This window comes from Xanthobacter autotrophicus (genome assembly GCF_005871085.1).
GTDB classification, from domain to species: domain Bacteria; phylum Pseudomonadota; class Alphaproteobacteria; order Rhizobiales; family Xanthobacteraceae; genus Xanthobacter; species Xanthobacter autotrophicus.
The window spans coordinates 350,341-372,300 of record NZ_VAUP01000031.1; the positions used below are offsets into that span (position 1 = coordinate 350,341).

19 protein-coding genes are annotated in these 21,960 nt (G+C 69.6%); 8 read left to right on the top strand and 11 right to left on the bottom strand.

The genetic code is table 11. The annotated features are described in order from the left end of the window. Window positions 1-44 precede the first annotated feature (44 nt). From thpR to FBQ73_RS15585, 3 genes are all read right to left on the bottom strand, one after another. The gene (gene thpR / locus FBQ73_RS15575; protein ID WP_138400393.1) at window positions 45-575 is read right to left on the bottom strand and encodes an RNA 2',3'-cyclic phosphodiesterase; all 531 of its coding nucleotides are present in this window, start codon (window positions 573-575) and stop codon (window positions 45-47) included. Between the two features lie 207 nt (window positions 576-782). Next, entirely contained in the window at window positions 783-2,267 is a 1,485-nt protein-coding gene (locus tag FBQ73_RS23420; protein WP_170218919.1) for a DUF3300 domain-containing protein, read from the bottom strand. Between the two features lie 224 nt (window positions 2,268-2,491). Further along, window positions 2,492-3,100, bottom strand: a complete 609-nt coding sequence (locus FBQ73_RS15585; RefSeq protein WP_170218920.1) for a GyrI-like domain-containing protein — start codon at window positions 3,098-3,100, stop codon at window positions 2,492-2,494. A gap of 391 nt (window positions 3,101-3,491) precedes the next feature. Between FBQ73_RS15585 and dapF the strand changes: the two genes are divergently transcribed. From dapF to ftsY, 3 genes are read left to right on the top strand one after another with little or no spacing between them, the layout of a single operon-like run. After that, the gene (gene dapF, locus FBQ73_RS15590; RefSeq protein ID WP_138400396.1) at window positions 3,492-4,349 is read left to right on the top strand and encodes a diaminopimelate epimerase; all 858 of its coding nucleotides are present in this window, start codon (window positions 3,492-3,494) and stop codon (window positions 4,347-4,349) included. Next, window positions 4,349-5,647 (top strand): tRNA (N(6)-L-threonylcarbamoyladenosine(37)-C(2))-methylthiotransferase MtaB, encoded by a 1,299-nt coding sequence (mtaB, locus tag FBQ73_RS15595; protein ID WP_138400397.1) that lies wholly within the window; start codon window positions 4,349-4,351, stop codon window positions 5,645-5,647. The genes dapF and mtaB overlap by 1 nt, the downstream gene beginning before the upstream one ends. A gap of 28 nt (window positions 5,648-5,675) precedes the next feature. After that, the gene (gene ftsY, locus FBQ73_RS15600; protein WP_138400398.1) at window positions 5,676-7,073 is read left to right on the top strand and encodes a signal recognition particle-docking protein FtsY; all 1,398 of its coding nucleotides are present in this window, start codon (window positions 5,676-5,678) and stop codon (window positions 7,071-7,073) included. A gap of 31 nt (window positions 7,074-7,104) precedes the next feature. Here the strand turns inward: ftsY and FBQ73_RS15605 are convergent, their stop codons facing one another. The 4 genes from FBQ73_RS15605 to FBQ73_RS15620 are packed head-to-tail and all read right to left on the bottom strand — an operon-like array spanning window position 7,105 to window position 10,497. Then, complete coding sequence (locus tag FBQ73_RS15605; protein WP_138400399.1) at window positions 7,105-7,959, bottom strand: class I SAM-dependent methyltransferase; 855 nt, start codon at window positions 7,957-7,959, stop codon at window positions 7,105-7,107. Then, complete coding sequence (locus FBQ73_RS15610; protein WP_138400400.1) at window positions 7,956-8,999, bottom strand: glycosyltransferase family 4 protein; 1,044 nt, start codon at window positions 8,997-8,999, stop codon at window positions 7,956-7,958. The genes FBQ73_RS15605 and FBQ73_RS15610 overlap by 4 nt, the downstream gene beginning before the upstream one ends. Window positions 9,000-9,005: 6 nt before the next feature. Continuing rightward, window positions 9,006-9,437, bottom strand: a complete 432-nt coding sequence (locus FBQ73_RS15615; RefSeq protein WP_138400401.1) for a 6-pyruvoyl trahydropterin synthase family protein — start codon at window positions 9,435-9,437, stop codon at window positions 9,006-9,008. Window positions 9,438-9,492: 55 nt separating this feature from the next. Then, window positions 9,493-10,497: a zinc-dependent alcohol dehydrogenase gene (locus FBQ73_RS15620; RefSeq protein ID WP_210236794.1), complete on the bottom strand. Its 1,005-nt coding sequence runs from the start codon at window positions 10,495-10,497 to the stop codon at window positions 9,493-9,495. A gap of 54 nt (window positions 10,498-10,551) precedes the next feature. Between FBQ73_RS15620 and mdoH the strand changes: the two genes are divergently transcribed. Then, window positions 10,552-12,423 carry a glucans biosynthesis glucosyltransferase MdoH gene (mdoH, locus tag FBQ73_RS15625; protein WP_281278816.1) on the top strand — a complete coding sequence of 624 codons (1,872 nt, stop codon included), beginning with the start codon at window positions 10,552-10,554 and terminating at the stop codon, window positions 12,421-12,423. An 18-nt stretch (window positions 12,424-12,441) separates the two neighbouring features. Here the strand turns inward: mdoH and FBQ73_RS15630 are convergent, their stop codons facing one another. From FBQ73_RS15630 to FBQ73_RS15635, 3 genes are all read right to left on the bottom strand, one after another. Continuing rightward, entirely contained in the window at window positions 12,442-12,951 is a 510-nt protein-coding gene (locus FBQ73_RS15630; RefSeq protein ID WP_138400403.1) for a DinB family protein, read from the bottom strand. A gap of 162 nt (window positions 12,952-13,113) precedes the next feature. Then, the gene (locus FBQ73_RS22820; protein ID WP_170218902.1) at window positions 13,114-15,627 is read right to left on the bottom strand and encodes a carbohydrate-binding family V/XII; all 2,514 of its coding nucleotides are present in this window, start codon (window positions 15,625-15,627) and stop codon (window positions 13,114-13,116) included. 144 nt (window positions 15,628-15,771) lie between these two features. Next, on the bottom strand, window positions 15,772-16,041 hold the full coding sequence (locus FBQ73_RS15635) for a hypothetical protein (RefSeq protein ID WP_138400404.1): 270 nt from the start codon (window positions 16,039-16,041) through the stop codon (window positions 15,772-15,774). Window positions 16,042-16,578: 537 nt separating this feature from the next. Between FBQ73_RS15635 and aqpZ the strand changes: the two genes are divergently transcribed. Beyond that, window positions 16,579-17,268 carry an aquaporin Z gene (gene aqpZ, locus FBQ73_RS15640; RefSeq protein WP_138400405.1) on the top strand — a complete coding sequence of 230 codons (690 nt, stop codon included), beginning with the start codon at window positions 16,579-16,581 and terminating at the stop codon, window positions 17,266-17,268. Between the two features lie 288 nt (window positions 17,269-17,556). Here aqpZ and FBQ73_RS15645 read toward each other — a convergent pair whose 3' ends face one another. Continuing rightward, complete coding sequence (locus FBQ73_RS15645; RefSeq protein ID WP_138400406.1) at window positions 17,557-19,062, bottom strand: catalase; 1,506 nt, start codon at window positions 19,060-19,062, stop codon at window positions 17,557-17,559. 114 nt (window positions 19,063-19,176) lie between these two features. Between FBQ73_RS15645 and FBQ73_RS15650 the strand changes: the two genes are divergently transcribed. The 3 genes from FBQ73_RS15650 to purN all read left to right on the top strand — a co-directional run bounded on the left by FBQ73_RS15650 (window position 19,177) and on the right by purN (window position 21,922). Further along, a complete protein-coding gene (locus FBQ73_RS15650; RefSeq protein ID WP_138400407.1) occupies window positions 19,177-20,073 on the top strand; it encodes a hydrogen peroxide-inducible genes activator in 897 nt (298 codons plus the stop codon). A 110-nt stretch (window positions 20,074-20,183) separates the two neighbouring features. After that, window positions 20,184-21,257, top strand: coding sequence for a phosphoribosylformylglycinamidine cyclo-ligase (gene purM, locus FBQ73_RS15655; RefSeq protein ID WP_138400408.1), 1,074 nt, complete (start codon window positions 20,184-20,186; stop codon window positions 21,255-21,257). Continuing rightward, window positions 21,254-21,922 (top strand): phosphoribosylglycinamide formyltransferase, encoded by a 669-nt coding sequence (gene purN, locus FBQ73_RS15660; protein WP_138400409.1) that lies wholly within the window; start codon window positions 21,254-21,256, stop codon window positions 21,920-21,922. Before purM ends, purN begins: the two co-directional genes overlap by 4 nt. Window positions 21,923-21,960 lie beyond the last annotated feature (38 nt).

Genomic DNA, 21,960 nt, shown 5'->3' on the forward strand with positions numbered 1-21,960 from the left:
TGGGAAGGCTTCACGCTCCCGCAAGGCCTCCGCAGGATTCGTACTCACAGCAGCGGATAGGCCGCTTCCACCAAATAGGGGCCGCCGCCGACCGAATCGCGTGACGAGAACAGGACGAACCGCGGCACGTGAAAGGTCGGGCTGCGGTAGGGTCCGCGCATGGCGAGATAATCGGCCACCTGACGCGAGGAGGCGTCCCGCAGGCGGGCCAGGGTGACATGGGGCTTGAAGTTGCGTTCCGCGCCCAGGCCGAGGCGCTGCATGATGCGCTCCTGCTCGGCCTGCAGCTCCATGAGGGCCGCGCTGGCCTTCACCGCCGCGAACACCGCGCGGGGCTTGTGGCCGCCGAACTGGTCGATGCCGTCCAGGGTCAGGTCGAAGGCGGGCCGGCGCACCTGGCCCAGCATCAGCATGATGTCGCGGGCGGTAGCGTCGTCCACGTCGCCCACGAAGCGCAGGGTGACATGGTAATTCTCGGGATCGATCCAGCGGGCACCGGAGAGCCCGCCGCGCAGCAGCGACAGGCCCAGCCCGACATCGGGGGGGATCTCGATGGCGGTGAACAGTCGCGGCATGAAACCCTCCGCGATCGGCGGACCCGCTGCGACGGGTCGGCTCTGGCAGCGCCGGCGCCGGGGCGGAACCGCCCGGTGGAGCGACGATGCCCCAAGTGAAGAAGATTCGCACCGGGAAGAAAAGAGAGGCGGCCCCATGAGGCCGCCTCCGTTGTGTTGGCCGGTGCGCGAGGCACCGCTTTTTCCGCCGTGCCGAAGGCGCGGGTCTCAGCGGCGGCGATCACCGCCGCCACCACCCTGCGGGCGGGCCCGGTTCTGCTGCTGGGGCCGGGCATTGTGCTGCGGCCTCACGTTCTGCTGCGGACGAGCCCGCTGCTGGGGCCGCGCATTCTGCTGGGGCCGGGCTCGCTGCTGCGGCGGCCTTGCATTCTGCTGCGGACGGGGCCGGGCATTCTGCTGAGGCCGGCTCTGCTGCGGACGCTTCTGCCCCGCATTCGGCCGCTGACTGGGCCGTTGCGCATTCGGTCGCTGGCTCGGGCGGCTCTGCCCTGCACCGGGCCGGTTCGGACGATCCGCACCTGCACCGGGCCGATCCGGTCGGTTGGAACCCGCGCCGGGACGGTCGGGACGATCCGGCCGATTGGGGCCCGCGCCGGGGCGGTCGGGGAGACCGGGACGATTCGGACCGCCGGGCCGATCCGGCACGCCGGGCCGGCTGGGCCCCGCGCCGGGGCGATCGGGGAAGCCGGGCCGGTTCGGACCGCCGGGGCGATCGGGGAAACCGGGACGATTCGGGCCGCCGGGCCGATCCACGATGGGTCGGTCAGGCTGGCCGGGCTGCCAGCCCGGCGGGCGGCCGGGACGCCACGGACCCGGACCCCAGGCCGGCGGACGACCGCCGCCACCCCATCCCGGACCCCAGTGCGGCGGCTGGTGCCAGCCGGGCGGGGTCACCCACACAGTGTTCCAGCCGCGGTTGTTCCAGCCCCAGCGGTTGTTCCACGACGACCCCACCAGCACGCCGGTGCCGAACAGCAGGGCGCCGGTGGCGAAGGTGGTGAACACGTCGGAGCTGTCATAGACCGGTACATAGACCCGCTCGGGGTTGGCCGGCTGGATGTAGATGGTGCGCTGGCCGCCGTCCTCGCGGGTGGTGACCACCTGCTGGGGCGTGGTCTTCAGGTTGCCGACGCTCTGCGCCTTGGCCCGCAGCATCTGGATGGTGTTGGACACGTCCTGCGGCTGGGTCGAGAAGGCAAGGCCGAGGGATTCCGTCCATTCCATGTGATCATGGAGCTGGCGGATCACATCGGGGAAGCGGATCAGGGCCTTGACCGAGCTGTCCCAGTCCTTGGCATCGATGGCCGCGAAGTTGCGGGCCTGCACCCGGCGCGGATTGGCCTCGATCCAGTTATAGGCGTCCACGATCTGCTCGGGGAACAGGGTGGCCGGGAACAGGATCGCCAGCAGCGGATCGGGATATAGCGCCAGCGGGCCGAGGAGATATTCGAGGTCCGAGATGGAATAGATGGGCGCGGTGTTCGCCGGCTGGGTCGGCGCGGCAGGAAGCGGCGCCTGGACCGTGCCGGGGGGCGGGGCCACGGGCTGAGGGGCGATCGCCGGGGCCGGCTGCACCTCGGGGGCCGGCTGTACCGGCGGTGTTGGCTGGGCCTGGGGAACGGGCTGGACCTGAGGGTCGGCCGGCGGGCTCTGCGCCAACACCGGATAGACCGCCGTGGACCACCCGAACACTGCCGCCACGGCAACACGGGACCAGTTCCCGGCACGGCCTTTAACGCACGTTCTGACGGATACTCCTGGCATTCAATGCTCCTGACGCAGGGGTTCAGGCCCCTGCCATTATTGCCCTTGATGCGTTCCGATTGGCATGCGGGGGTGTCGCCGCGCGCACACTGACGTTTGGGTAGTAACCTACTTCCAGTGCGAAACTGTGATGCACCCCAATCAAAGAACCGTTACGGAACCGGTACCAGGATATCGATGGTCAGTGCTTCGGGAGAGCCGGTGACGATGTCGGTCCGGTACTGCTCGATATACATGTCGTTCTGCTCGACGTTCTTCTCGTCGAGATAATTGGCGATCTGCTCGTAGGTGTTGTCCATGTCGGAGAAGGAGCCGGTATGGGTGAATTTCAGCACCTTGCCCGCGTGGGAGCCGCCGAGCTTCATGCCGTCGCCGGGCTTCTGGATGGTGGTGCCGGAGAAGGGGACCTGGATCTCATATTCGAAGCTCAGGTCGTCGCTCGAGGTGTAGACGATGAAGGTGTCGCCTGCGCGCGCCAGCCCGAGGCGCTTCAGCTCGGCGTCCGCCTGCTTCACGCTTGCCACCAGCTTCTCGAACGCCTCTTCCCAGGTGGCCGAGCCCGCGAGCGTCAGCACCGGCACCGGGGAAAGCGTGACCTCCTGTGGCGCGAAGGTGCGCGCGGCGGGGGCGACGGGGGTTGTCTCCACCTTCTTGGGGTCCACCACCGGCGGCGGAGTCAAAGCCCCGCCGCCACCCTGGGCGGCGGGGGGCTGGCCCTGTGCCGCGGCGGGCAGGGTCGCCAGCGCCGGGAGGGCGCTCAAAACGGCGCTCAGGAGGGCGCCTGACGCGGCCCTCCTCATCCTGTCGAGGCTGACCCAACGCAATCCGGCCATTGATCTTTCTCCCGCCCCGCCGAAGCAGTGGAGCACCGTTTCTAGCATGTTCTCGGGCGGCGGCGAGGCCGCACTTCGGCGGCTTTGCGGCGATCCCCACGCCCCCTCGCGCACCCCTGCGGCAACCTTGCCGCGCGAGGGGTGGTGTCGACGGCGGATCGGGGCCATATAGACGGCAGTTTCAACGCGCGTGGATCACCCGGTCCGGACGGCCTGTCTGTTTCGGATCATTGATCCGCTCGATCAATGCTTTGTGGCTCGACCGCGACAGCTGGATCCCACCTGTCGCGGTCGAGCCATCAGGAAGACCCGGCCTGTCGTGAACCCGCTCGCAAACCGCCCCTTCGTCAAGATGAATGGCCTTGGCAACGAGATCCTCGTGCTCGACCTGCGCGCCGATCCCGTGGAGGTGCCCGCCGCCGCCGCGCGTGCGCTGGCGCGTCCCTCCGTGCTGCCGTTCGACCAGGCGATGGTGCTCTATCCGCCCCGGCGGGAGGGCACGGCGGCCTTCGTGCGCATCCTGAATTCCGACGGCTCCATCTCAGCTGCCTGCGGCAACGGCACCCGCTGCATCGCCGCGCTGGAGGCCGAGCGCACCGGCGCTGCCCACACCCTGTTCGAGAGCGAGGCCGGCCTTCTGGATTGCCACGTGCGCCCGGATGGGCAGGTGCAAGTGGACATGGGCGCGCCGCGCTTCGACTGGCGTGAGATCCCGCTCGCCCGCGATGTGGGCGATACCGGCCAGGTGATCATTCCGGGCTTCGAGGCGCTGGGGCCGGCCAGTCTTCTCAGCATGGGCAATCCCCACGCCGTATTCTTCGTTCCCGACGCGAATGCATTGGATGTGGAACAGTTGGGCGCCGCGCTGGAGCACCACCCACTGTTTCCCGAGCGCGCCAACATTTCCTTCGCCAGCCTCACCGCGCCCGACCGGATCCTGCTGCATGTGTGGGAGCGCGGCGCCGGGCGCACCCGCGCCTGCGGCACCGCCGCCTGCGCCACCGGCGTTTCCGCCGTCCGCACCGGGCGGACCGGGCGCACCGTGACTGTGACGCTGCCGGGCGGCGACCTTCAGATTTCCTGGCGCGAGGCCGACGGTCACGTGCTGATGATCGGCCCGGTGGAGCGCGAATTTTCCGGCACCCTCTCCACCGCCATGCTGGAGGAGGCCGCCTGATGGCGGCTTCATCGGCGGCGCCCGCAGCGCCGGGCACGGCCGTGCGTGTCCTCTCCTTCGGCTGCCGGCTCAATGCGCTGGAAGGCGACGGCATCGCCCGCGCCGCCACCGCCGAGGGGCTGGAGCGCACCCTCGTGGTCAACACCTGCGCCGTCACCGGCGAGGCGGTGCGGCAGGCGCGGCAGGCTATCCGCCGGGCGCGGCGGGAGGACCCGGACCTGCGCGTCATCGTCACCGGCTGCGCTGCCCAGACCGACCCCCAGGCCTTCGCCCGCATGGGTGAGGTGGATCTCGTGCTGGGCAATGGGGAAAAGACCCGTCCCGCCACCTGGGCCACGACCCGCGCCGCCCTCGATTTCGGCATCGGCTCCGAGCAGAAGGTGCGGGTGCAGGACATCTCGGCGGTGCGCGCGGCCACCCCCCATCTTGCCGACCGGTTCGAGGGGCACACCCGCGCCTTCGTGGAGGTGCAGAACGGCTGCGACCACCGCTGCACCTTCTGCATCATCCCGTTCGGTCGTGGCCCGTCGCGTTCCGTGCCCATGGGCGCGGTGGTGGATCAGGTGCGGCATCTGGTGGCGAACGGCCACCGCGAGGTGGTGCTCACCGGCGTCGACCTCACCGCCTACGGCGCCGACCTGCCCGGCGCACCCACCCTTGGCCGGCTGGTGCGCGCGGTGCTCAACGGCGTGCCGGACCTTGCCCGACTGCGCCTCTCCTCCATCGACGCGGTGGAGGCCGACGACGAGCTGATGCGGGCGCTGGCTGAGGAAGAGCGGCTGATGCCGCACCTCCACCTCTCGCTCCAGGCCGGCGATGACCTCATCCTGAAGCGCATGAAGCGCCGGCATTCCCGCGCGCAGGCGCTGGACTTCATCGCCGCCCTGCGCCGGGCGCGGCCGGACGTGGTGCTGGGCGCCGACATCATCGCCGGCTTTCCCACCGAGACCGAGGAGCAGGCCCGCGCCAGCCGCGCCTTCCTGGACGAGGCGGGCCTTGCCTTCGTCCACGTCTTCCCATTCTCGGCGCGGCCCGGCACCGCCGCCGCCCGCATGCCGCAGCTTAACGCCGGCGTGGTGGCGGAGCGCGCGCGCCGGTTGCGGGAGACCGCCGTCGAGTTGTTGCGCCGCCATCTCGCGAGCGAGGTGGGCCGGAGCCGGCAGGTGCTGGTGGAGGCCGGCGGGCGCGGCCATACGGAACATTTCACCCCGGTGCGGCTGACATGGCCGGCCGAGCGCGGCAGCCTCACGGCGCTGCGCATCGCCGGACATGACGGCGCGCGCCTGATCGCGGCGTGATCTCTTTTTCAAGGAACGGCAGGCAGCCATGAGCCAAGAGGACCCCAAGAACCAGGCTCCCAAGAACGAGGCTCCCAAGAAGAAGCGTGGCCTGTGGGGCTGGCTGACCGGCGGCTCTTCGGATGAGGCGGCGCCTTCCGCCGCACCGGCGGAGCCGGAGCTCGTCGAGGCCCCCGAGCCGCTGCCGGTCGAGGCAGAGCTTTCGTTGCCTGAGCCGGTTGTGGACGTGCCGGAGGGGCTGGTCCCCATGGAGGGGGCCGCTGCTGCCAACACCCCGACGCCGCCCGAGGCGCTGGTGGAGCCCGTGCCGATTGAGGTCGAGCCGTCCCCGCCCGAGGCGCCTGAAATCCCTGCCGCTCCGGAAGCGCCGTCCTCGGAGCCGGAACCCACCGACCCCGAACCCGCAGCGCCGGTGGAGCCGGAGCCTGCGCCGGAGCCGCTCGCCCTTGTCGAGGTTGTTCCCGAACCGTCCGTTCCCGTGACGCCACTCGGGAAGGACGAACAGGCGAAGAAGGGCTTCTGGAGCCGGCTCGCTTCGGGTCTGGCGCGCACGGCGTCCAGCCTCGGGCAGGGCATCACCGACCTCGTCTCCAAGCGCAAGCTCGATGCCGATACGCTGGAGGAACTGGAGGATGTGCTCATCCGCGCCGACCTGGGCGTGGAGACCTCCATGCGCATCGTGGAAACCGTGGGCAAGGGCCGGCATGACAAGATGATCTCCCCCGAGGAGGTGAAGAACCTCATCGCGGAGGAGGTCGAGCGCATCCTCATTCCCGTGGCCAAGCCGCTGGTGGTGGACACGGCGCACAAGCCCTTCGTGGTGTTGATGGTGGGGGTGAACGGCTCGGGCAAGACCACCACCATCGGCAAGCTTGCCGCCCAGTGGCGCACCGAGGGCAAGAAGGTGGTGCTCGCCGCCGGCGACACCTTCCGCGCCGCCGCCATCGAGCAACTGAAGGTATGGGGCGCCCGGACCGGCGCCACCGTCATCGCCCGGGAGCAGGGCTCGGATGCCGCTGGCGTCGCCCATGAGGCGGTGGTGGAGGCGCGTGCGGCCGGGGCCGACATCCTCATGGTGGACACCGCCGGCCGGCTCCAGAACCGCACCGAACTGATGGCGGAGCTGGAAAAGGTGGTGCGCGTCATCAAGAAGCTCGAGCCCTCGGCGCCCCACGCGGTGCTGCTGGTGCTCGACGCCACGGTGGGCCAGAACGCCCTGTCGCAGGTGGAAGCCTTCACCCGCATCGCCGGGGTGACCGGGCTGGTCATGACCAAGCTCGACGGCACGGCGCGGGGCGGCATCCTGGTGGCCATCGCCGCCAAGCATAAGCTGCCGGTGCATCTGATCGGCGTGGGCGAGGCGGCCGAGGACCTCCAGCCCTTCGCCGCCCGCGACTTCGCCCGCGCCATCGCCGGATTGAACTGAGAACGGCGGGAGCAGCCGCTCGCCGCTGCGTTCACTCGCGCGGTGTCGCCAGAAGGTCCAGATGGCCGATGGCGCAGGCTTCGGCCTCGGCGCGGTGGCGGGACCAATCCTGTGCCGTCGCCGCATCGACGTGGCCGCTTTCTGTCGCCGCTGCCGCGGTGCCGGCGGCGAGCTTGCGGATCAGCGCCCGGTCACCGGGGACGAGGTGCCACGGGCTCTGCGCCTGCCCCACCTCGTAGCCCGCCCGCGCCAGCGCGGCGCCAAGCACCTGAGTGGCGTCGGGGCCGAGCGCGGGGCCGAAGCCCTTGTCGATGCCCTGATGGGCACGAAAGCCGGTCGCGATGGCGGCATCGGCTGCGTGGGGGGGCGCCCAGGCATCCCGCCCGTCGCAGGTGAGGGCGGCGTGGACGAGGATGCCCGAGCCAGCCATCCCTTGCGCAAAACCTTCGCACCAGTCCGCCGAGACCAGGTCATGGAACGCCGAGGCGGTGACCAGATGCGGCGCGAAGGCGCGCGGGGCGGCGGGATCGCGGGCAAGGTCCGCGATGGCGAATTCCACCCGGATCTCCCGCGCGCCCAGGGTGAGGAGCAGCGTTTCGCCCGCCTCCCACCAATTGTCCGCGAAGGTCTTCAGGCGGGTGCGGGCGGCCTCGGCGAGGGCGCCGTCGTGATCCATCAGCACCCAGTGCTGGCGCGGCCCAAGGCGCGGCGCCAGCGCCCGGAGGTTCGATCCGGAGCCGGCGCCGAGATCGACGATGCGCTGCTCCTCCACGTCTTCCAGCTGGCGCGCCAGCTCCGCCTCCAGCGCCATGTTGCGGGAGCGGTGGTCGGCCGGCTCGCGCAGGGAGAGCCAGTCGTCGGAGAAGGTGGCGGGGGAGGGGGTCACGTGTGGCTCGTTTTCGCCAGCACCCGGCCGATGGTGGCGGCGGTGTCGGCCCAGGACGGCAGTTGCTGCCCAGCGGCGAAGGCCGCGTCGGCAAAGGCCCGGCGGCGGGCCGGGTCGGCGATGAGGCTGCGCAGCGCCTCCGCGAAGGCTACGGCATCGCCGGGGGGCACCTTCTGGCCGGCGCCATCCGGCACCGTCTCGCCTGCCGCTCCGCCGGTGGTGCACACCACGGGCAGGCCGCGCCGCATGGCTTCGGCCAGCACCATGCCATAGCCCTCATAAAGCGAGGGATGCACGAAGATGTCCGCCTCCCCATAGGCGGCATCGAGATCGGCGCGATCGAGCTGGCCCAGCAAGCGGACATTTCCGCGCGGAGCCGCCGCCGCCCGTGCTGCGACCATCTCCGCCGTGGGGGGATCGAGATGGGTGGCGCCGGCGATGGCGAGGGAGAAGTCGAGGTCGGCGATAAGGTCGAGGGCATCGAACAGGATGTCGTAGCCCTTGCGCGGGGTCAGCGAGCCCACGGCGATGAGGCGCGGCGGCTCGCCATCGGCGGGTACGCGGGCCATGGGCTCGGTGCCGGGCACCGCGAGGGTCAGGCGCTCGGGGTCAACGCCATAGCGCGCCACCAGGGTGCGGCCGGTCTCGGGGCTCACGGTGATGACCGCATCGGCGGCGTTCAGAACCGCCTTCTCGCTCTGGAACAGGTGTTCGGCCAGATCCGCAGACAGCCCCGTCTCCAGCGCGAGCGGATGATGCACCAGGGCGACGAGGCGCCGGCCCAGCCCCTGCAGCCGGTCCGCCGGAAGGGCGCCGAAGGCGAGGCCGTCGCCCAGCAGGATGGTGTCCGGCGGTGTCGCCGCGAGCCGGGCCAGGGCCGCGTCCACCTCGGCCCCGGTCGGAGTGGGGAAGGCGCCGTCGAGGCTCAGGGGCGCGATGTCGAGGCCTGAGGCCTGAAGCTCGGCGATGACGCGGCGGTCGTAGGCATAGCCTCCGGTGGGCGTGTCCAGCGGGCCGGGGTGGACGAAGGCGACGGGCATAAGATTTCAGGACAGGAGCTGGAGGGAGGCGTCGTCGGCGGCAAGGTCCGCCTCGTACCAGGCGCGGGCCACGTGGGATTCGTGCAGGGTCACGCGGATGCGGGCGAGCGCCTCGCTACCCGCGCCCAGCTCGCCGGCGCGCGCCGCCTGCGCCATCTTGTCGAAGACGTGCCGGCACAGCACTTCCGTGGTGGTGTTGCGGCCTGCGAAGTCCGGCACCTCGTCGAGATTCTTGTAGTTGAGCGGGCCGAGCACGGCCTTGAGCGCATCATGGGCGCGGGCGATGTCCACCACCACGCCCTCCACCGTCAGCTCCCGGCGATAGAAGGCCACGTCCACCACGAAGGTTGCGCCATGCAGCGCCTGGGCCGGGCCGAACAGGTCGCCCTTGAAGCTGTGAGCGATCATGATGTGGTCCCGCACCTCTACCGCATACATGCGTAACTCCCTTGGTGGGTTTCAGGGCCGGGCCGCGTGGCGCCTGCCGTCGGCGTCACTTGTAGCGCACCACCGTGGCGATGCCTGCCGCTCCGTCCGCAAGGATACGCGGCAGAGCCTGCGGCAGATCGTCGAAGGCCACCTCTTCGGTGATCAGCGCGTCGAAGGCGGGGTCGGTGAGAAGCGCCAGCGCCTTCTCCAGCCGGCGCCGGTGGCTCCAGCGCGGGCGGCGGCCGGGGCTGACCATGCCCACCTGCGAGGAGAGGATCTGCAGGCGCCGGTGGTGGAAGGCGCCGCCGAGCTGCGTATTCACCCCCTTGTCGCCATACCAGCTCATCTCCACCACGCGGGCTTCCTCGCCGCAGCAGGCCAGCGCGGTTGCCAGCCCAGCGCCGCTGCCGCTGGTGTGGAAGACAAGGTCGGCATCGGCAACCCCTTCGCCCGTGGTCGCGAAGGCGGCGCCGAAGGAGCGCGCCAGACCGGCTCGGCTCTCATCCGGATCGATGACGGTGACCTCCGCCCCCGGCAGGCGGGCGGCGAGATAGGTGATGAGCAGGCCCACGAGGCCCGCCCCCACCACGACGATGCGGTCGCCGGGGCCGGCGCCCCCATCCCACAGGGCGTTGAGGGCGGTTTCCATGTTGGCGGCCAGCGTCGCGCGACGGGGCGGCAGGCCTTCAGGCAAAGGCGTCAGTATGGATACGGGGGCGTTGAAGCGGGTCTGGTGCGGGGCGAGGGCGAAGACGAGCCGGCCGTCCAGAGTTTCGTGGCCCGCCTCAACCCGGCCGACCGCGCAATAACCGTATTTGACCGGGAAGGGGAAGTCGCCCTGCTGCAACGGCGCGCGCATGCGCTCGCGGTGGACGGGATCGGTGAGGCCCTGAAACACGAGGCGTTCCGTGCCGCGGCTGATGGCGCTCCACAAGGTGGCGACCCGCGCCTCGTCGGGGGCGGGGGGCGCAAGCTGTTCCGCGCGCAGGGTCGCGGTGCCGGGGCCGACGGTCCAAAGCGCCCGGCTCTCGCTGGATTTGAGACATTTTGACGCATCAAGGGCGGTCATGCCGTCGCTTTCGTATAGCGCTTCAGGGTTCTGCCGCGGCGCTGCCGGCGGCGGGTGCGGGATGCGTTTTCAGCCTTGAGCCGGGTCCGGCAGTTGGAGCTATGCATGTCTTCGAGGTCCGGTCCACCGCCTGAAGTGAACCCCGCCGCCGATTTCACCCCGGCCCTGCTCCAGCCGATGGCGGCGCTGGCCCGGCGCCGCCTGTTCATGTTGGCGGTGAACGCGGTGACGCTGCTGTTGGTTCTCGCCGGCGTCGCCGCGCTGGGCGCCCATGGCGGATTTACCGTGGTGGATGGCCTCATCCTCCTGTGCGCCCTCGCAATAACGCCGTGGAACGCCATCGGGTTCTGGAACGCGATCACCGGGCTCGTGCTGCTGCACGCCCGCCGGCGCGGGGTGGAGGCGGCAGCGCCGTTCCTCGCCCCGGAGCCGCAGGGGCCGCTCACCGTGCGCACCGCCATCCTCCTCACCGTGCGCAACGAGGATCCGGCGCGGGCGCTGGCGCGCCTCAGGGCGGTGAAGGCTGACCTTGATGCCAGCGGCCAGGGCGGCCTGTTCGATTTCCATGTGCTGAGCGACACCTCGCGCCCCGAGATCGCGGCGGCGGAAGAGGCGGCGGTGGCGGCGTGGCGGAGCGAGGAGGGGGCGTCCCGCATCTTCTATCGCCGCCGGGCGGAGAACACCGATTTCAAGGCCGGCAACATCCGCGATTTCTGCCTTGCCGCCGGCACGCGCTACGATTTCATGCTGCCGCTGGATGCCGACAGCCTCATGGGCGCCGCAACCATCCTGCGCATGGCGCGCTTGATGGCGGCCCACCCGCGCCTTGGCATCCTCCAGAGCCTGGTGGTGGGGCTGCCGGCGCAGAGTGCCTTCGCCCGCATGTTCCAGTTCGGGATGCGTCACGGCATGCGCTGCTACACGCTCGGCGCCTCCTGGTGGGCCGGGGAGTGCGGGCCGTTCTGGGGCCATAACGCGCTGATCCGCATCGCCCCGTTCCGTGCCTTCTGCCATCTTCCGCACCTGCCCGGCGCCCCGCCCTTGGGCGGGCCGATCCTCTCCCACGACCAGGTGGAAGCCGCCCTGATGCGCCGCGCCGGCTATGAGGTGCGGGTGCTGCCGGTGGAAAGCGAGAGCTACGAGGAGAACCCGCCGGCCGTCACCGACTTCGTGTCACGCGACCTGCGCTGGTGCCTTGGCAACCTGCAATATCTGCGGCTGCTCGCCCAGCCCGGCTTTGCCGCCAGCCTCCAGCCCATGAGCCGGTTCCAGTTGGTGTGGGCCATCCTCATGTTCGTGACAGTGCCGGCCCATCCGCTGCTGATCGCGCTTCTGCCGTTCGCGGCGGTGCAGGCGGCGGGACTGCAGGATTATCCCGCCAGCCTCGCCATGGCTCTTTATGGCGGCATGCTGCTGATGGCGCTGGCGCCGAAGCTTGCCGGCGTCGCCGACGTGGCGCTGACGCCGGGGGGCGTGGCGCGCTATGGCGGGGCAGGGCGCTTTGCGGCGTCGGTGGCGGTGGAACTGGTGTTCTCGTTCCTGCTCTCGGCCATCACCGCGCTGGCGGTGACGGTGGAAATCGGCCGCCTGGTGTTGGGCCGCGCGCGCTCCGGCTGGATGGCGCAGGCCCGGGACGGGCATGGGGTGAGCTGGACTGCGGCCACGCGGGCCTTCTGGCCGCAAACGGTGTTCGGTCTTGCGGTGACGGCGGGGCTCGCCGTGGTGTCTCCAGGCCTGATCGCTTGGGCGGCGCCGGTGCTGGCGGGCTATGTGCTCGCCGTTCCGTTCACTGTCGTCACCGCCGATCCCCGGTTCGCCCGCTTCGCGGTCAAAGCCCGCCTGTGCGCCGTGCCGGAGGAGTTCGCGCCGAGCGAGGTGCAGCGCATCCTGTCCGGCGAAACCCAGCGCGAGCGCGCCGCCGCCTGACGCGGAGGCGCGTCTTCCTCAGGCCGCCGCCTGTTCCCGCTGGAAGATGATGAGATCCAGCGAGGGGGCAGCATTCCGGCCGCCGATGCTGGTGAGAAGGGCGTGAACCTGTCCGCGATGGTGGGTCTGGTGGTTGAAGAAGTGGTCCAGCGCGCTCGCAAGGCTCTGCTGGAAGGTTTGGCCCGACGTGTTGGCGTAGCTGATCTCGGCTGACAGGCTCTGTGCGTCCTGCGCGGCGATGAAGGCGATGATGCGTGCATCTTCCGCCACCCGCAGCGGCTCGAGGTCCGCCAGCCGGGGCGCGAGGATGGTATCGAGCTTCAGGGCCGGCGGCGCGCTGCCCTCGAAGCGGGAGAGCCAGATGCGGTCGCCCACCAGGAGGTGGTTGAGGGTCGCCGTCACCGAGCCGAAGAACGCGCCGGCGGAGCGCGAGCAGGCCTCTTCGCCCTGGGCGCGGGCGGCGGCATAGAGGTGCGCGTTGGCCCACGCGTTATAGGCCGCGAAGGTGGCGTAGCTGCGCAGTGGCATGGTGGTTCCCTGATCGGACCGGAAGAGGGCGAGCCCCGGCGCAAAAGAGCGGGGTCGCAGATCGCGTGCGCCGATCAGGCTGCGTCGCAGTCTGATCGGCGCACGCGTTGTCTGTCCTGGAGTCGATGGACGGGCGCGTCCCCGGCCCACCCGTCCGTAACCTCAGCGTCGGAAGCCGCCGCCGAAACCGCCGCCCCGGAAGCCGCCCCCGCCGAACCGGTCACCACCGCCGAAGCCACCGAAGCTCCGGTCGAAGCCGCCCGAGCCGTAATGGTCGCCGCCATAGCCGCCGCCGTAGCCACCACCGAAGTGCTCGCCACCGCCGCCACCATAGCTCGACACCCGCTGCTGGCTCACCGAGCGGGCGTTCTCCTCGGCGTCCAGGCGGCTGGTGTCGGCGGCACGGTCTACGTTCTGCCAGCCCGAGCCGGTATTCTTGGCCCAGCCGGTATCGGTGTGCTGGTAGACGTTGCCGTCATGGTCCACGGCCACATGGCCGTTGTTCCAGGCCACCGCATTGCCGGTCTTGACGTTGCCGGCGACGCCGCGGCTGTCCACGCTCACCTTGCCGTTGGTATCGGTGACGGCGGTCTGGGAGGCGTGGCCGGTGCCGGTAGTGGGGTTGAAGCCCGCCGATTCCCGGCCGGCGGCGGCATTGCCCGTATAGGCGTTGCCTTCCACCCCGGCGCGGGATTCGCCCCGGGCGCCGGTAGTGGGATTGTAGCGGGCATTCTCGGCCCCGGCGGCGTAATTGCCCGTGTAGGGATTGAAGCCGGCGGCGGAGCGACCGGTGAAGCCGGTGCCGCCCGCCGTGGTGCCGTGCCAGTCGCGGCCGGACCATTCGGTGCCGTTCCAGGTGGTGCCCCAGGCGTGGTTCACCGTGGCGCCGCCGCCCCAGCGGCCATAGAGGTTGGCCTGGTTGATGTTGGTGTAGCCCCAGTGGCCGCCCCATGGTCCAGCGTAGGGACCATAGCCGACACCCCAGTACGGACCCCAATAGGGCGTCACCGCCGCGCCCCAGGGCCAGCCCGCGGCGAAGCCGAAGGCAAAACCGTCGGCCACGCCCAGGGCGAAGCCGGCGCCGAGGCCATAGGTGACCGGGCAGGAGTACCAATAGGCGCCCACATAGCCCGGGCAGGTATAGCCTGTGCCGTAGACCACCGTGCCACCTGGCGCGACGACTACGCCCATGTAGCCCGGCGTGTAGCCCACCACCACCGCTTCAGGCGTGGTGGCATAGATCCGCACGTAGGTGACGTAGTGGAGCGGCGAGGACACCGGGATCGTGTAGATCGCGTCCGGCACCACGTCGGCCACGCGCCACGGGCCTGTGGCGGTTTCGGCGACGAACCAGATGCCGTTGTTCACCGCATAATAGCGCTCGGTGTCGAGCTGGATCACCGGCGTTGCGGTGTTGATGGCGTAGTTCAGCCCGGTGCCGGGGATGGGCTCGAAGCGCGGCGTGCCGTCGAAGGCGACTTTCAGGGGCACGTCCCGCTTCACCGTCGCCGTTTGCGGGATGGTGGCGGCGATCACCGCCTCCTTGGCCTGCGGCGTGCCGGCCACCGAGACCAGCACGTTGGCCTTGGGATCATTGGGCGAGATCTTCGCGAAATCCTTCGGCAGCGCATTGCTGGCCACAAAGGTCCAGGGCCCCTTGAGGTCGGGGGCCCGGAACCAGCGGCCGGAGAGCAGGATGTAATAGCTGTTGGAGGTGGTCTCCATGAACACCGCGTGGTCCGCGTTGTTCATGGACAGCAGGTTGGTGCCGGCCACCGGCAGCATCTGCGGCGGGCCATTGGACTGGATCAGCTCGGCCGGCTGGGTGGCGACGAGGATGGCAGGCGCCGGGTTGATGGGCTTGCCCTTGGCGTCGAGCAGGGGATCGGCGGCCTGGTCCTGGAGGGCGGCCTTGGCGGCGGCGGAGAGCGCATCCGAAATCTGCGGCGTCAGGATCCAGGTGCCGGTGAGGCTGGGGCTTTCATACCAGTGGCCGCCGGCCTCCAGATGATAGGTGCCGGCCTCGTCGAGCAGCATCAGCGGGCGGGTGTTGACCACGCGCTGGAAGGTGGGGGCACCCGCGATGGGTCGCAGCACCGGCGTTCCGGCCACGGGGACCAGCACGGTGGTGGTGGTGGCGAAGAGGATCTGCGGCGGCGTGTTGTCTACCGGCTGGGACTTGAGCTTGGCCAGCTCCTGGTTCACCGCGTAGCTCGCCTGCAACTGGTCAAGCGGGACGGTCATGCCGCTGGCCGGCAGGCGCGACTGGAGGGTCGAGCGGATGAGGGAGGCCTTGGCCGGCTCGGTGGGCACCTCCACCCCATCGATGGAGATGGTGGCGAGGTGGACGAGGCCAGCCGGCTTGTCGACGGCGACACGGGTCGAGAATAGCACCATGCCGTAGGTGGGCGTGCCGGACTTGGGCCCGATGGCCACCGCCGCGCGGCCGGACATCACGTCACCGGTCCAGCTGTCGACCTGGGGCTGGTAGAGCTGGAGCAACTGGTCGCCTGCGAGGGCAAAATCCCGCGGCCACGGCAGCGGTGCTTGTTGGCCCGTTGCATCCTGCCCCGGCGCGGCTGCTGCGGGCAGGGCCTGCTGGGCCTGGGCGCTCGCGCTCCAGAGCAGGGCGGCGGAGAGGACGGCAGCCGAGACGCCGGTCCAAAGTCGCTTCATGAAGTCACTTCCTTCCGATCCGTCGGGGCGGCGGGAGGACTAGCATGTTCGCGGGCAAGCGTCAGCGGTACCTTGCGGTGGGGCCGGCCGGGAGTCCTTCACATGTCGGTGGGGCCCGGCCCGGGCGGCCGGAGCATTGTCCGGTCAGGTCGGGGCCGAGCAGGCGCGCTGCCACTTGAGCCGGGGACCGTCCCACGACACCGACAGGGTCTTGCGGAAGGGGCAGGGGCCGTTGGTGCCGGACGGCTCGGCGGTTGTTGTGCTCCAGTAGCCCTGCCACCGGTAAGGCGAATTGCTGCTGGCAACCGCGGCGTCCGGCTCGCTGGCCGGGAACGCCCGGACGAGGTCGCCGCCGAACACGCTCCCTGCGATGAGCGTGGCGCCGACCATGGCGATGATGGAAGACCGTTTCATGGCTGTCTCTCGAATAGTCTTGTCAGAGGGCGGATCGACCGGTCCTGGCCCCCTGGCCCGGCCGATCCCGTCCGTCGTATTGCCGCGTTTGCCGACCCGAATCGCTACCCGTTTCGCATGGCACCGCTCTGGATTTTCCAGATCCCAGCGTGTCGTTGCGCCGGGCTTAGGACGGTCCGGGCTCCCGGTCGTCCCCCCAACAGAGGATGCGTTCTTGTGTCTTACGCCTAGCGACCTGAACCGGGTGCATCCGGTTGGTCAGGATTTGTTCATCTTTCCGCGAGCGGGCGGCGGATCCGTGCCGGGCACCATGCACGCCGAAAGATGCGGTGGAGAGTTGGGGTGTTTTCCGGTTGCGGACTTGATCTTAACCACGATGAGGATTTCGCTGGGTGAGGCGCATGCGTGGTGAGAAATTGCGCACCGGAGCTGGATCCGATGTAGGCCTTGGCCTTGCGGGGTGAAACAGCTCCAAATGTGGGAAAGCGCGCACGAGGGCCTTGGCCGGCATCCGGTGCGCCGTTTGGAGGGCTTGGGATGAACAAATATGTGGCCGAGTTCATCGGCACCGCCGTTCTGGTGCTGTTCGGGTGTGGTTCGGCGGTGCTGACGGGCTATGGCTCGGCACCCATCGGCATGCTTGCCATTGCCTTTGCCTTCGGCCTTGCGGTCACTTCCATGGCCTATGGCATCGGCCACGTGTCGGGGTGCCACATCAATCCCGCGGTCACCATCGGCGTCTGGGCTGCGGGGCGCCTGCCCACCTCCGAGGTGCCCATGTACATCATCGCCCAGGTTCTGGGCGGCATCGCCGGCGCCGCCATCCTCTTCGTCATCGCTTCGGGCAAGCTTGCGGGCTTCGATGTCGCCACCTCCGGCCTTGGCCAGAACGGCTGGGGCGAGGGCTATATCGGCGGCTACGGGCTCGGCGCGGCCATCGTGGCGGAGCTGGTGGGCACCTTCGTGTTCCTGGTGGTGATCCTCGGCTCCACCTCCAAGGCCGGCATCACCCAGGCGGCGGGCCTCGCCATCGGCCTGTCGCTGGTGATGATCCACATCGTGTTCATCCCGGTCACCGGCGTGTCGGTGAACCCGGCCCGCTCTATCGGTCCGGCCCTGTTCGCCGGCGGCAAGGCCATCGGCCAGCTCTGGCTGTTCATCGTGGTGCCGCTGGTGGGCGCCTATCTGGCCGGCCTGCTGTTCAAGCTGAAGGTGCTGGAGGACTGAGCCTCCCCGCCCAAGCCCGCGCGGCGTTTGAGCGTAAACGCGAGGAGCCCGCGCGGCGTTTGAGCGTAAACGCGAGGAGCCCGCGCGGCGCTTGAGCGAAAGCGACGTTCAGCCCGGGCAGCGCCGGAGCGAAAGCAACGCTCAACCAGCCCGCGCGGCGCCTGAGCGTAGTGCCACTCAATCCGCGCGGGGCATCCACAAAGTAAAAAGGGGATGGGCCGGAGCCCATCCCCTTCCGGACGCCGGGCGGCGCGAACCACCCGACCTCCCCCGCACCTTTCCGGCCGCTCACTCGGCGGCGACGGGACCCGACGGATTCTTCTGCTGCTGGGCGGTCTCGGCCGCCTTCTGGCGGGTTTCGTGCTCGAGCGCCGCGCGCACCCCCGCCCCGTATTCCGGGTGGACCTGCGCAAACAGCGCGATCTGCCGGTCCGCGATCTCCTGCGGGATGCCATACATGCCCGCCGCAAGGTTGGAGAACAGGCGCGCCCGCTGGCCGGCGTCGAACAGCTCGAACAACGCTCGCGGCTGGGAAAAGTCGTCATTGCCGATGCGGTGGTTGTAGCGCTCGGCATCGCCGGAGATCTTGAGCGGCGGCTCGGCGTATTTGGCATCCTCCTTCGCGCCGCTGAACGAGTTGGGCTCGTAATAGGCGTCGGTGCTGCCCGTCAGCTGCGGGAAGAACCGCATGGCGCCGTCCTTGTGATAATGGTGGACGGGGCACTTGGGGGCGTTCACCGGCAGGTGCTCGTAATGGGTGCCGATGCGGTGGCGGTGCGCATCCGCGTAAGAGAAGATGCGGGCCTGCAGCATCTTGTCCGGCGAGAACGAGATGCCGGGCACGATGTTGGACGGCGAGAAGGCCGCCTGCTCGATCTCCGCGAAATAATTCTCCGGATTGCGGTTCAGCTCCATCACGCCGATGTCGATGGGGGGATACTCGCCGTGGGGCCACACCTTGGTGAGGTCGAACGGATTGTAGGAGGTCTTCTCCGCATCCAGCTCCGGCATGATCTGGACCTGCACCTTCCATTTGGGAAAGTCGCCGGCCTCGATGGCGCCGAACAGGTCCTCCTGCGTGGATTCGCGGGTGCGGCCCACCACTTCGGTGGCCTCGTGGTTGGTCCAGTGCTTGTGGCCCTGCAGTGTCTTGAAGTGGAACTTCACCCAGAACCGCTCGCCGGCCGCGTTGATGAAGGAATAGGTGTGCGAGCCATAGCCGTTCATGTTCCGCACGCCCACGGGCAGGCCGCGGTCGGAGAACAGGATGGTGACCTGATGCAGGCTCTCCGGCGACAGGGACCAGAAGTCCCACATGGCGGTGGGCGAGCGCAGGTTGGTCTTGGGGTGCCGCTTCTGGGTGTGGATGAAGTCCGGGAACTTGTAGGGGTCGCGGACGAAGAACACCGGAGTGTTGTTGCCCACCAGGTCCCAGTTGCCCTCCGGCGTATAGAATTTGAGGGCGAAGCCGCGCACGTCGCGCTCGGCATCCGCCGCGCCCAGCTCGCCGGCCACGGTGGAGAAGCGGGCGATCATGGGGGTCTGCGCGCCGGGCTGGAGCGCCGCCGCCTTGGTGTATTTCGAGATGTCGCCGGTGATGGTGAGGGTGCCGTGGGCGCCCCAGCCCTTGGCATGCACCACGCGCTCTGGGATGCGCTCGCGGTTCTGGTGCGCCAGCTTCTCAAGCAGCTGGTAGTCCTGCATCAGCACCGGGCCGCGCTCGCCGGCGGTCAGCGAATTCTGGTTGTCGGCGATGGGGTTGCCGGCCGTGGTGGTGAGTGTGGGTCGCGTCATGAATGGGCTCCCTGAAAAGGCCCGGAGGGCGAAAATCACGAGCGCAGAATGGGCGCCTCCTGGACTGACTACAAATCAGATTGCGTTCAAAAATCGATCAGATAATCTGATCATATGCTCTCCACCCGTCAACTGCGCTATTTCGATGCCATTGCCCGGCATCGCCATTTTGGCCGGGCGGCGGAAGACTGCGCGGTGACCCAGCCGGCCTTGTCCATGCAGATCCGCGAGATGGAGGAGATGCTCGGCGTGCGCCTTTTGGAGCGGGGGCGCGGCGGGGTACGCCTTACCCCGGTGGGGGAAGAGGCCGCCGCCCGCGCCCGGGGCGTGCTCGCAGCGCTGGCCGACATGGAACGCACCATCCGCGACAGCGGCCGCCTGCTGGAGGGCCGGCTGCGGCTCGGGGTCATCGCCTCTATCGCCCCCTACCTGCTACCGCGCCTGCTGCCGGAGATGGCGCGGCGCTATCCGGGCCTCGAAATCGCGCTGCGGGAGAGCCAGACCGAGCATCTGGTGGCGGAACTCGTCCAGGGCGACCTCGACCTCGTCATCTTGAGCCTGCCGGTGGAGCATCCTGCGCTCGACGCCATGGCCCTGTTCGAGGATCGCTTCGTTCTTGCGGTGCCGGAGGCGTCGGCCGACTTCCCGGGGCCGCAGGCCTCCGCCGACAGCATCCTCGCCGCCGACCTGCTGCTGCTGGAGGACGGCCATTGCCTGCGCGACCAGGCGCTGAACGTCTGCCACAAGGCGGATGCGCGGCAATTGCGCCGCTTCGGCGCCTCCAGCCTCGCCACCCTGGCGCAGCTGGTGGCGAACGGGCAGGGCATCACCCTGCTGCCGGACCTGTTCGTGCGTGCGGAGGGCGGCCGGATGGAGGGGATCCGCCTGCTGCCGTTTCCCGATCCCGTGCCCGCGCGCACCATCGGCCTGGTCTGGCGCCGCACCCTGCCGTACCGGGAGGACGTGGAGGCGGTGGCGGATATGGTGAAGGCCTGCCGGCCGGGGGTGTGATCAGGGGGTGAAAACCGGGGGCATGACCCGGCGCGCATGGTCCCGTTGCGCGCCCTGCCTTGCTTTGCCCCGCATTCAAAGCTAAGCCCCGCGCCAGATACGAGGACCTCATGGCTCAGGACGGACTTTCCTACCGCGACGCGGGCGTGGACATCGATGCGGGCAACCGCCTGGTCGATCTCATCAAGCCGTTGGTGAAGGCCACGGCGCGCCCCGGCGCCGACGCGGACATCGGCGGATTCGGCGGGGTGTTCGACCTGAAGGCGGCCGGCTTTGCCGATCCCCTCCTCATCGCCACCACGGATGGCGTGGGCACCAAGCTCAAGATCGCCATCGACACCGGCGTGCACGACACCATCGGCATCGACCTTGTCGCCATGTGCGTGAACGACCTGGTGGTGCAGGGCGCCGAGCCGCTGCTGTTCCTTGACTATTTCGCCACCGGCCGGCTGGCGCCGGAAGTGGGTGCCCATATCGTCGCCGGCATCGCCCGGGCCTGCAAGGACGCCGGCTGCGCCCTCATCGGCGGCGAGACCGCCGAGATGCCGGGCATGTACAAGGATGGCGATTACGACCTCGCCGGCTTCTCCCTTGGCGCGGTGGAACGTGGCGACCTGCTGCCCCGCAAGGACGTGGGGCCGGGCGACGTGATCCTGGGCCTCGCCTCCGCCGGGGTGCATTCCAACGGCTATTCGCTGGTGCGCCGCGTGGTCGAGCGCTCGGGCCTCGCCTGGTCCGACCCCGCGCCGTTCGAGGCGGGCCAGACGCTGGGCGCGGCCCTGCTCACCCCCACCCGGCTCTATGTGAAGAGCGTGCTGTCGGTGATCCGTTCCACCGGCTCCGTGAAGGCGCTGGCCCACATCACCGGCGGCGGCATCACCGAGAATTTGCCGCGGGTGCTGCCCAAGGGCACGCTGGCCCGCATCGACCTCACCAACCTCATGGTGCCGCCGGTGTTCCGCTGGCTCGCCACCGTGGGCGCCGTGGCGCCGGAGGAGATGCTGCGCGCCTTCAACTGCGGCGTCGGCATGGCCGTGGTGGTGCCGGCCGAGGACGAGGAGACCGTGGCCGATGCCTTCGCCGATGCCGGCGAATGCGTCATCCGCCTCGGCGTCATCGAGCCCGGCGAGGGCGCTCCCCACGTCGCATACGAGGGCTCCACCCATTTCGGATTCGCGTCGTGAGCGCAGGGTCGAGCGAGGCGCCGCGCCGCACCGCGGTCCTCATTTCCGGCCGGGGCTCGAACATGGCGGCCCTGGTGAGCGCGGCCGAGCAGGAGGATTTTCCCGCCGAGATCGCTTTGGTGCTCTCCAACCGCGCCGATGCGGCCGGGCTGGAGTTTGCCAAGGCGCATGGTGTCCCGACCCTGGTGCTCTCCCACAAGGGCTATTCCGACCGCCTCGCCTTCGATGCGGCGCTGGATGCGCACCTGAAGGCGGAGGGCATCGAGATCGTCTGCCTCGCCGGCTTCATGCGCCTGCTCACCCCGTGGCTGGTGGAGCGCTGGCGCAACCGCATGATCAACGTGCACCCCTCGCTCCTGCCGAGCTTCAAGGGCCTGCACACCCATGAGCGGGCGCTTGAGGCGGGGGTGCGGGTGCACGGCTGCACCGTGCATTTCGTGCGCGCGGAGATGGATGAGGGGCCGATCATCCTGCAAGCCGTGGTCCCCATCGAGCCCGGCGACACGCCGGATGTGCTCGCAGACCGGGTGCTGGAGCAGGAACACATCATCTACCCCAAGGGCCTGGAACTCCTGGCCGCCGGCCGGCTGACGGTCGTGGACGAGCGGGTCGCCATCGAAGGCGCCAAGGGCGGTCTTGCTCCGCTGGTGGTGCCGGCGGTGTGAGGCGCCCCCTCTCCGAGAGCGGAGAGGGGCTGTTCGAA

What these genes read in the sequence shown, in the direction of transcription:
- mtaB (WP_138400397.1), top strand. Translation starts at nt 4,349, where the DNA reads ATGGCGGCTTCATCGGCGGCGCCCGCAGCGCCGGGCACGGCCGTGCGT.
- FBQ73_RS22820 (WP_170218902.1), bottom strand. Translation starts at nt 15,627, where the DNA reads ATGAAGCGACTTTGGACCGGCGTCTCGGCTGCCGTCCTCTCCGCCGCC.
- FBQ73_RS15635 (WP_138400404.1), bottom strand. Translation starts at nt 16,041, where the DNA reads ATGAAACGGTCTTCCATCATCGCCATGGTCGGCGCCACGCTCATCGCA.
- FBQ73_RS15630 (WP_138400403.1), bottom strand. Translation starts at nt 12,951, where the DNA reads ATGCCACTGCGCAGCTACGCCACCTTCGCGGCCTATAACGCGTGGGCC.
- FBQ73_RS15615 (WP_138400401.1), bottom strand. Translation starts at nt 9,437, where the DNA reads ATGTATGCGGTAGAGGTGCGGGACCACATCATGATCGCTCACAGCTTC.
- ftsY (WP_138400398.1), top strand. Translation starts at nt 5,676, where the DNA reads ATGAGCCAAGAGGACCCCAAGAACCAGGCTCCCAAGAACGAGGCTCCC.
- FBQ73_RS15645 (WP_138400406.1), bottom strand. Translation starts at nt 19,062, where the DNA reads ATGACGCGACCCACACTCACCACCACGGCCGGCAACCCCATCGCCGAC.
- FBQ73_RS15650 (WP_138400407.1), top strand. Translation starts at nt 19,177, where the DNA reads ATGCTCTCCACCCGTCAACTGCGCTATTTCGATGCCATTGCCCGGCAT.
- FBQ73_RS15620 (WP_210236794.1), bottom strand. Translation starts at nt 10,497, where the DNA reads ATGACCGCCCTTGATGCGTCAAAATGTCTCAAATCCAGCGAGAGCCGG.
- aqpZ (WP_138400405.1), top strand. Translation starts at nt 16,579, where the DNA reads ATGAACAAATATGTGGCCGAGTTCATCGGCACCGCCGTTCTGGTGCTG.
- thpR (WP_138400393.1), bottom strand. Translation starts at nt 575, where the DNA reads ATGCCGCGACTGTTCACCGCCATCGAGATCCCCCCCGATGTCGGGCTG.
- FBQ73_RS15610 (WP_138400400.1), bottom strand. Translation starts at nt 8,999, where the DNA reads ATGCCCGTCGCCTTCGTCCACCCCGGCCCGCTGGACACGCCCACCGGA.
- purM (WP_138400408.1), top strand. Translation starts at nt 20,184, where the DNA reads ATGGCTCAGGACGGACTTTCCTACCGCGACGCGGGCGTGGACATCGAT.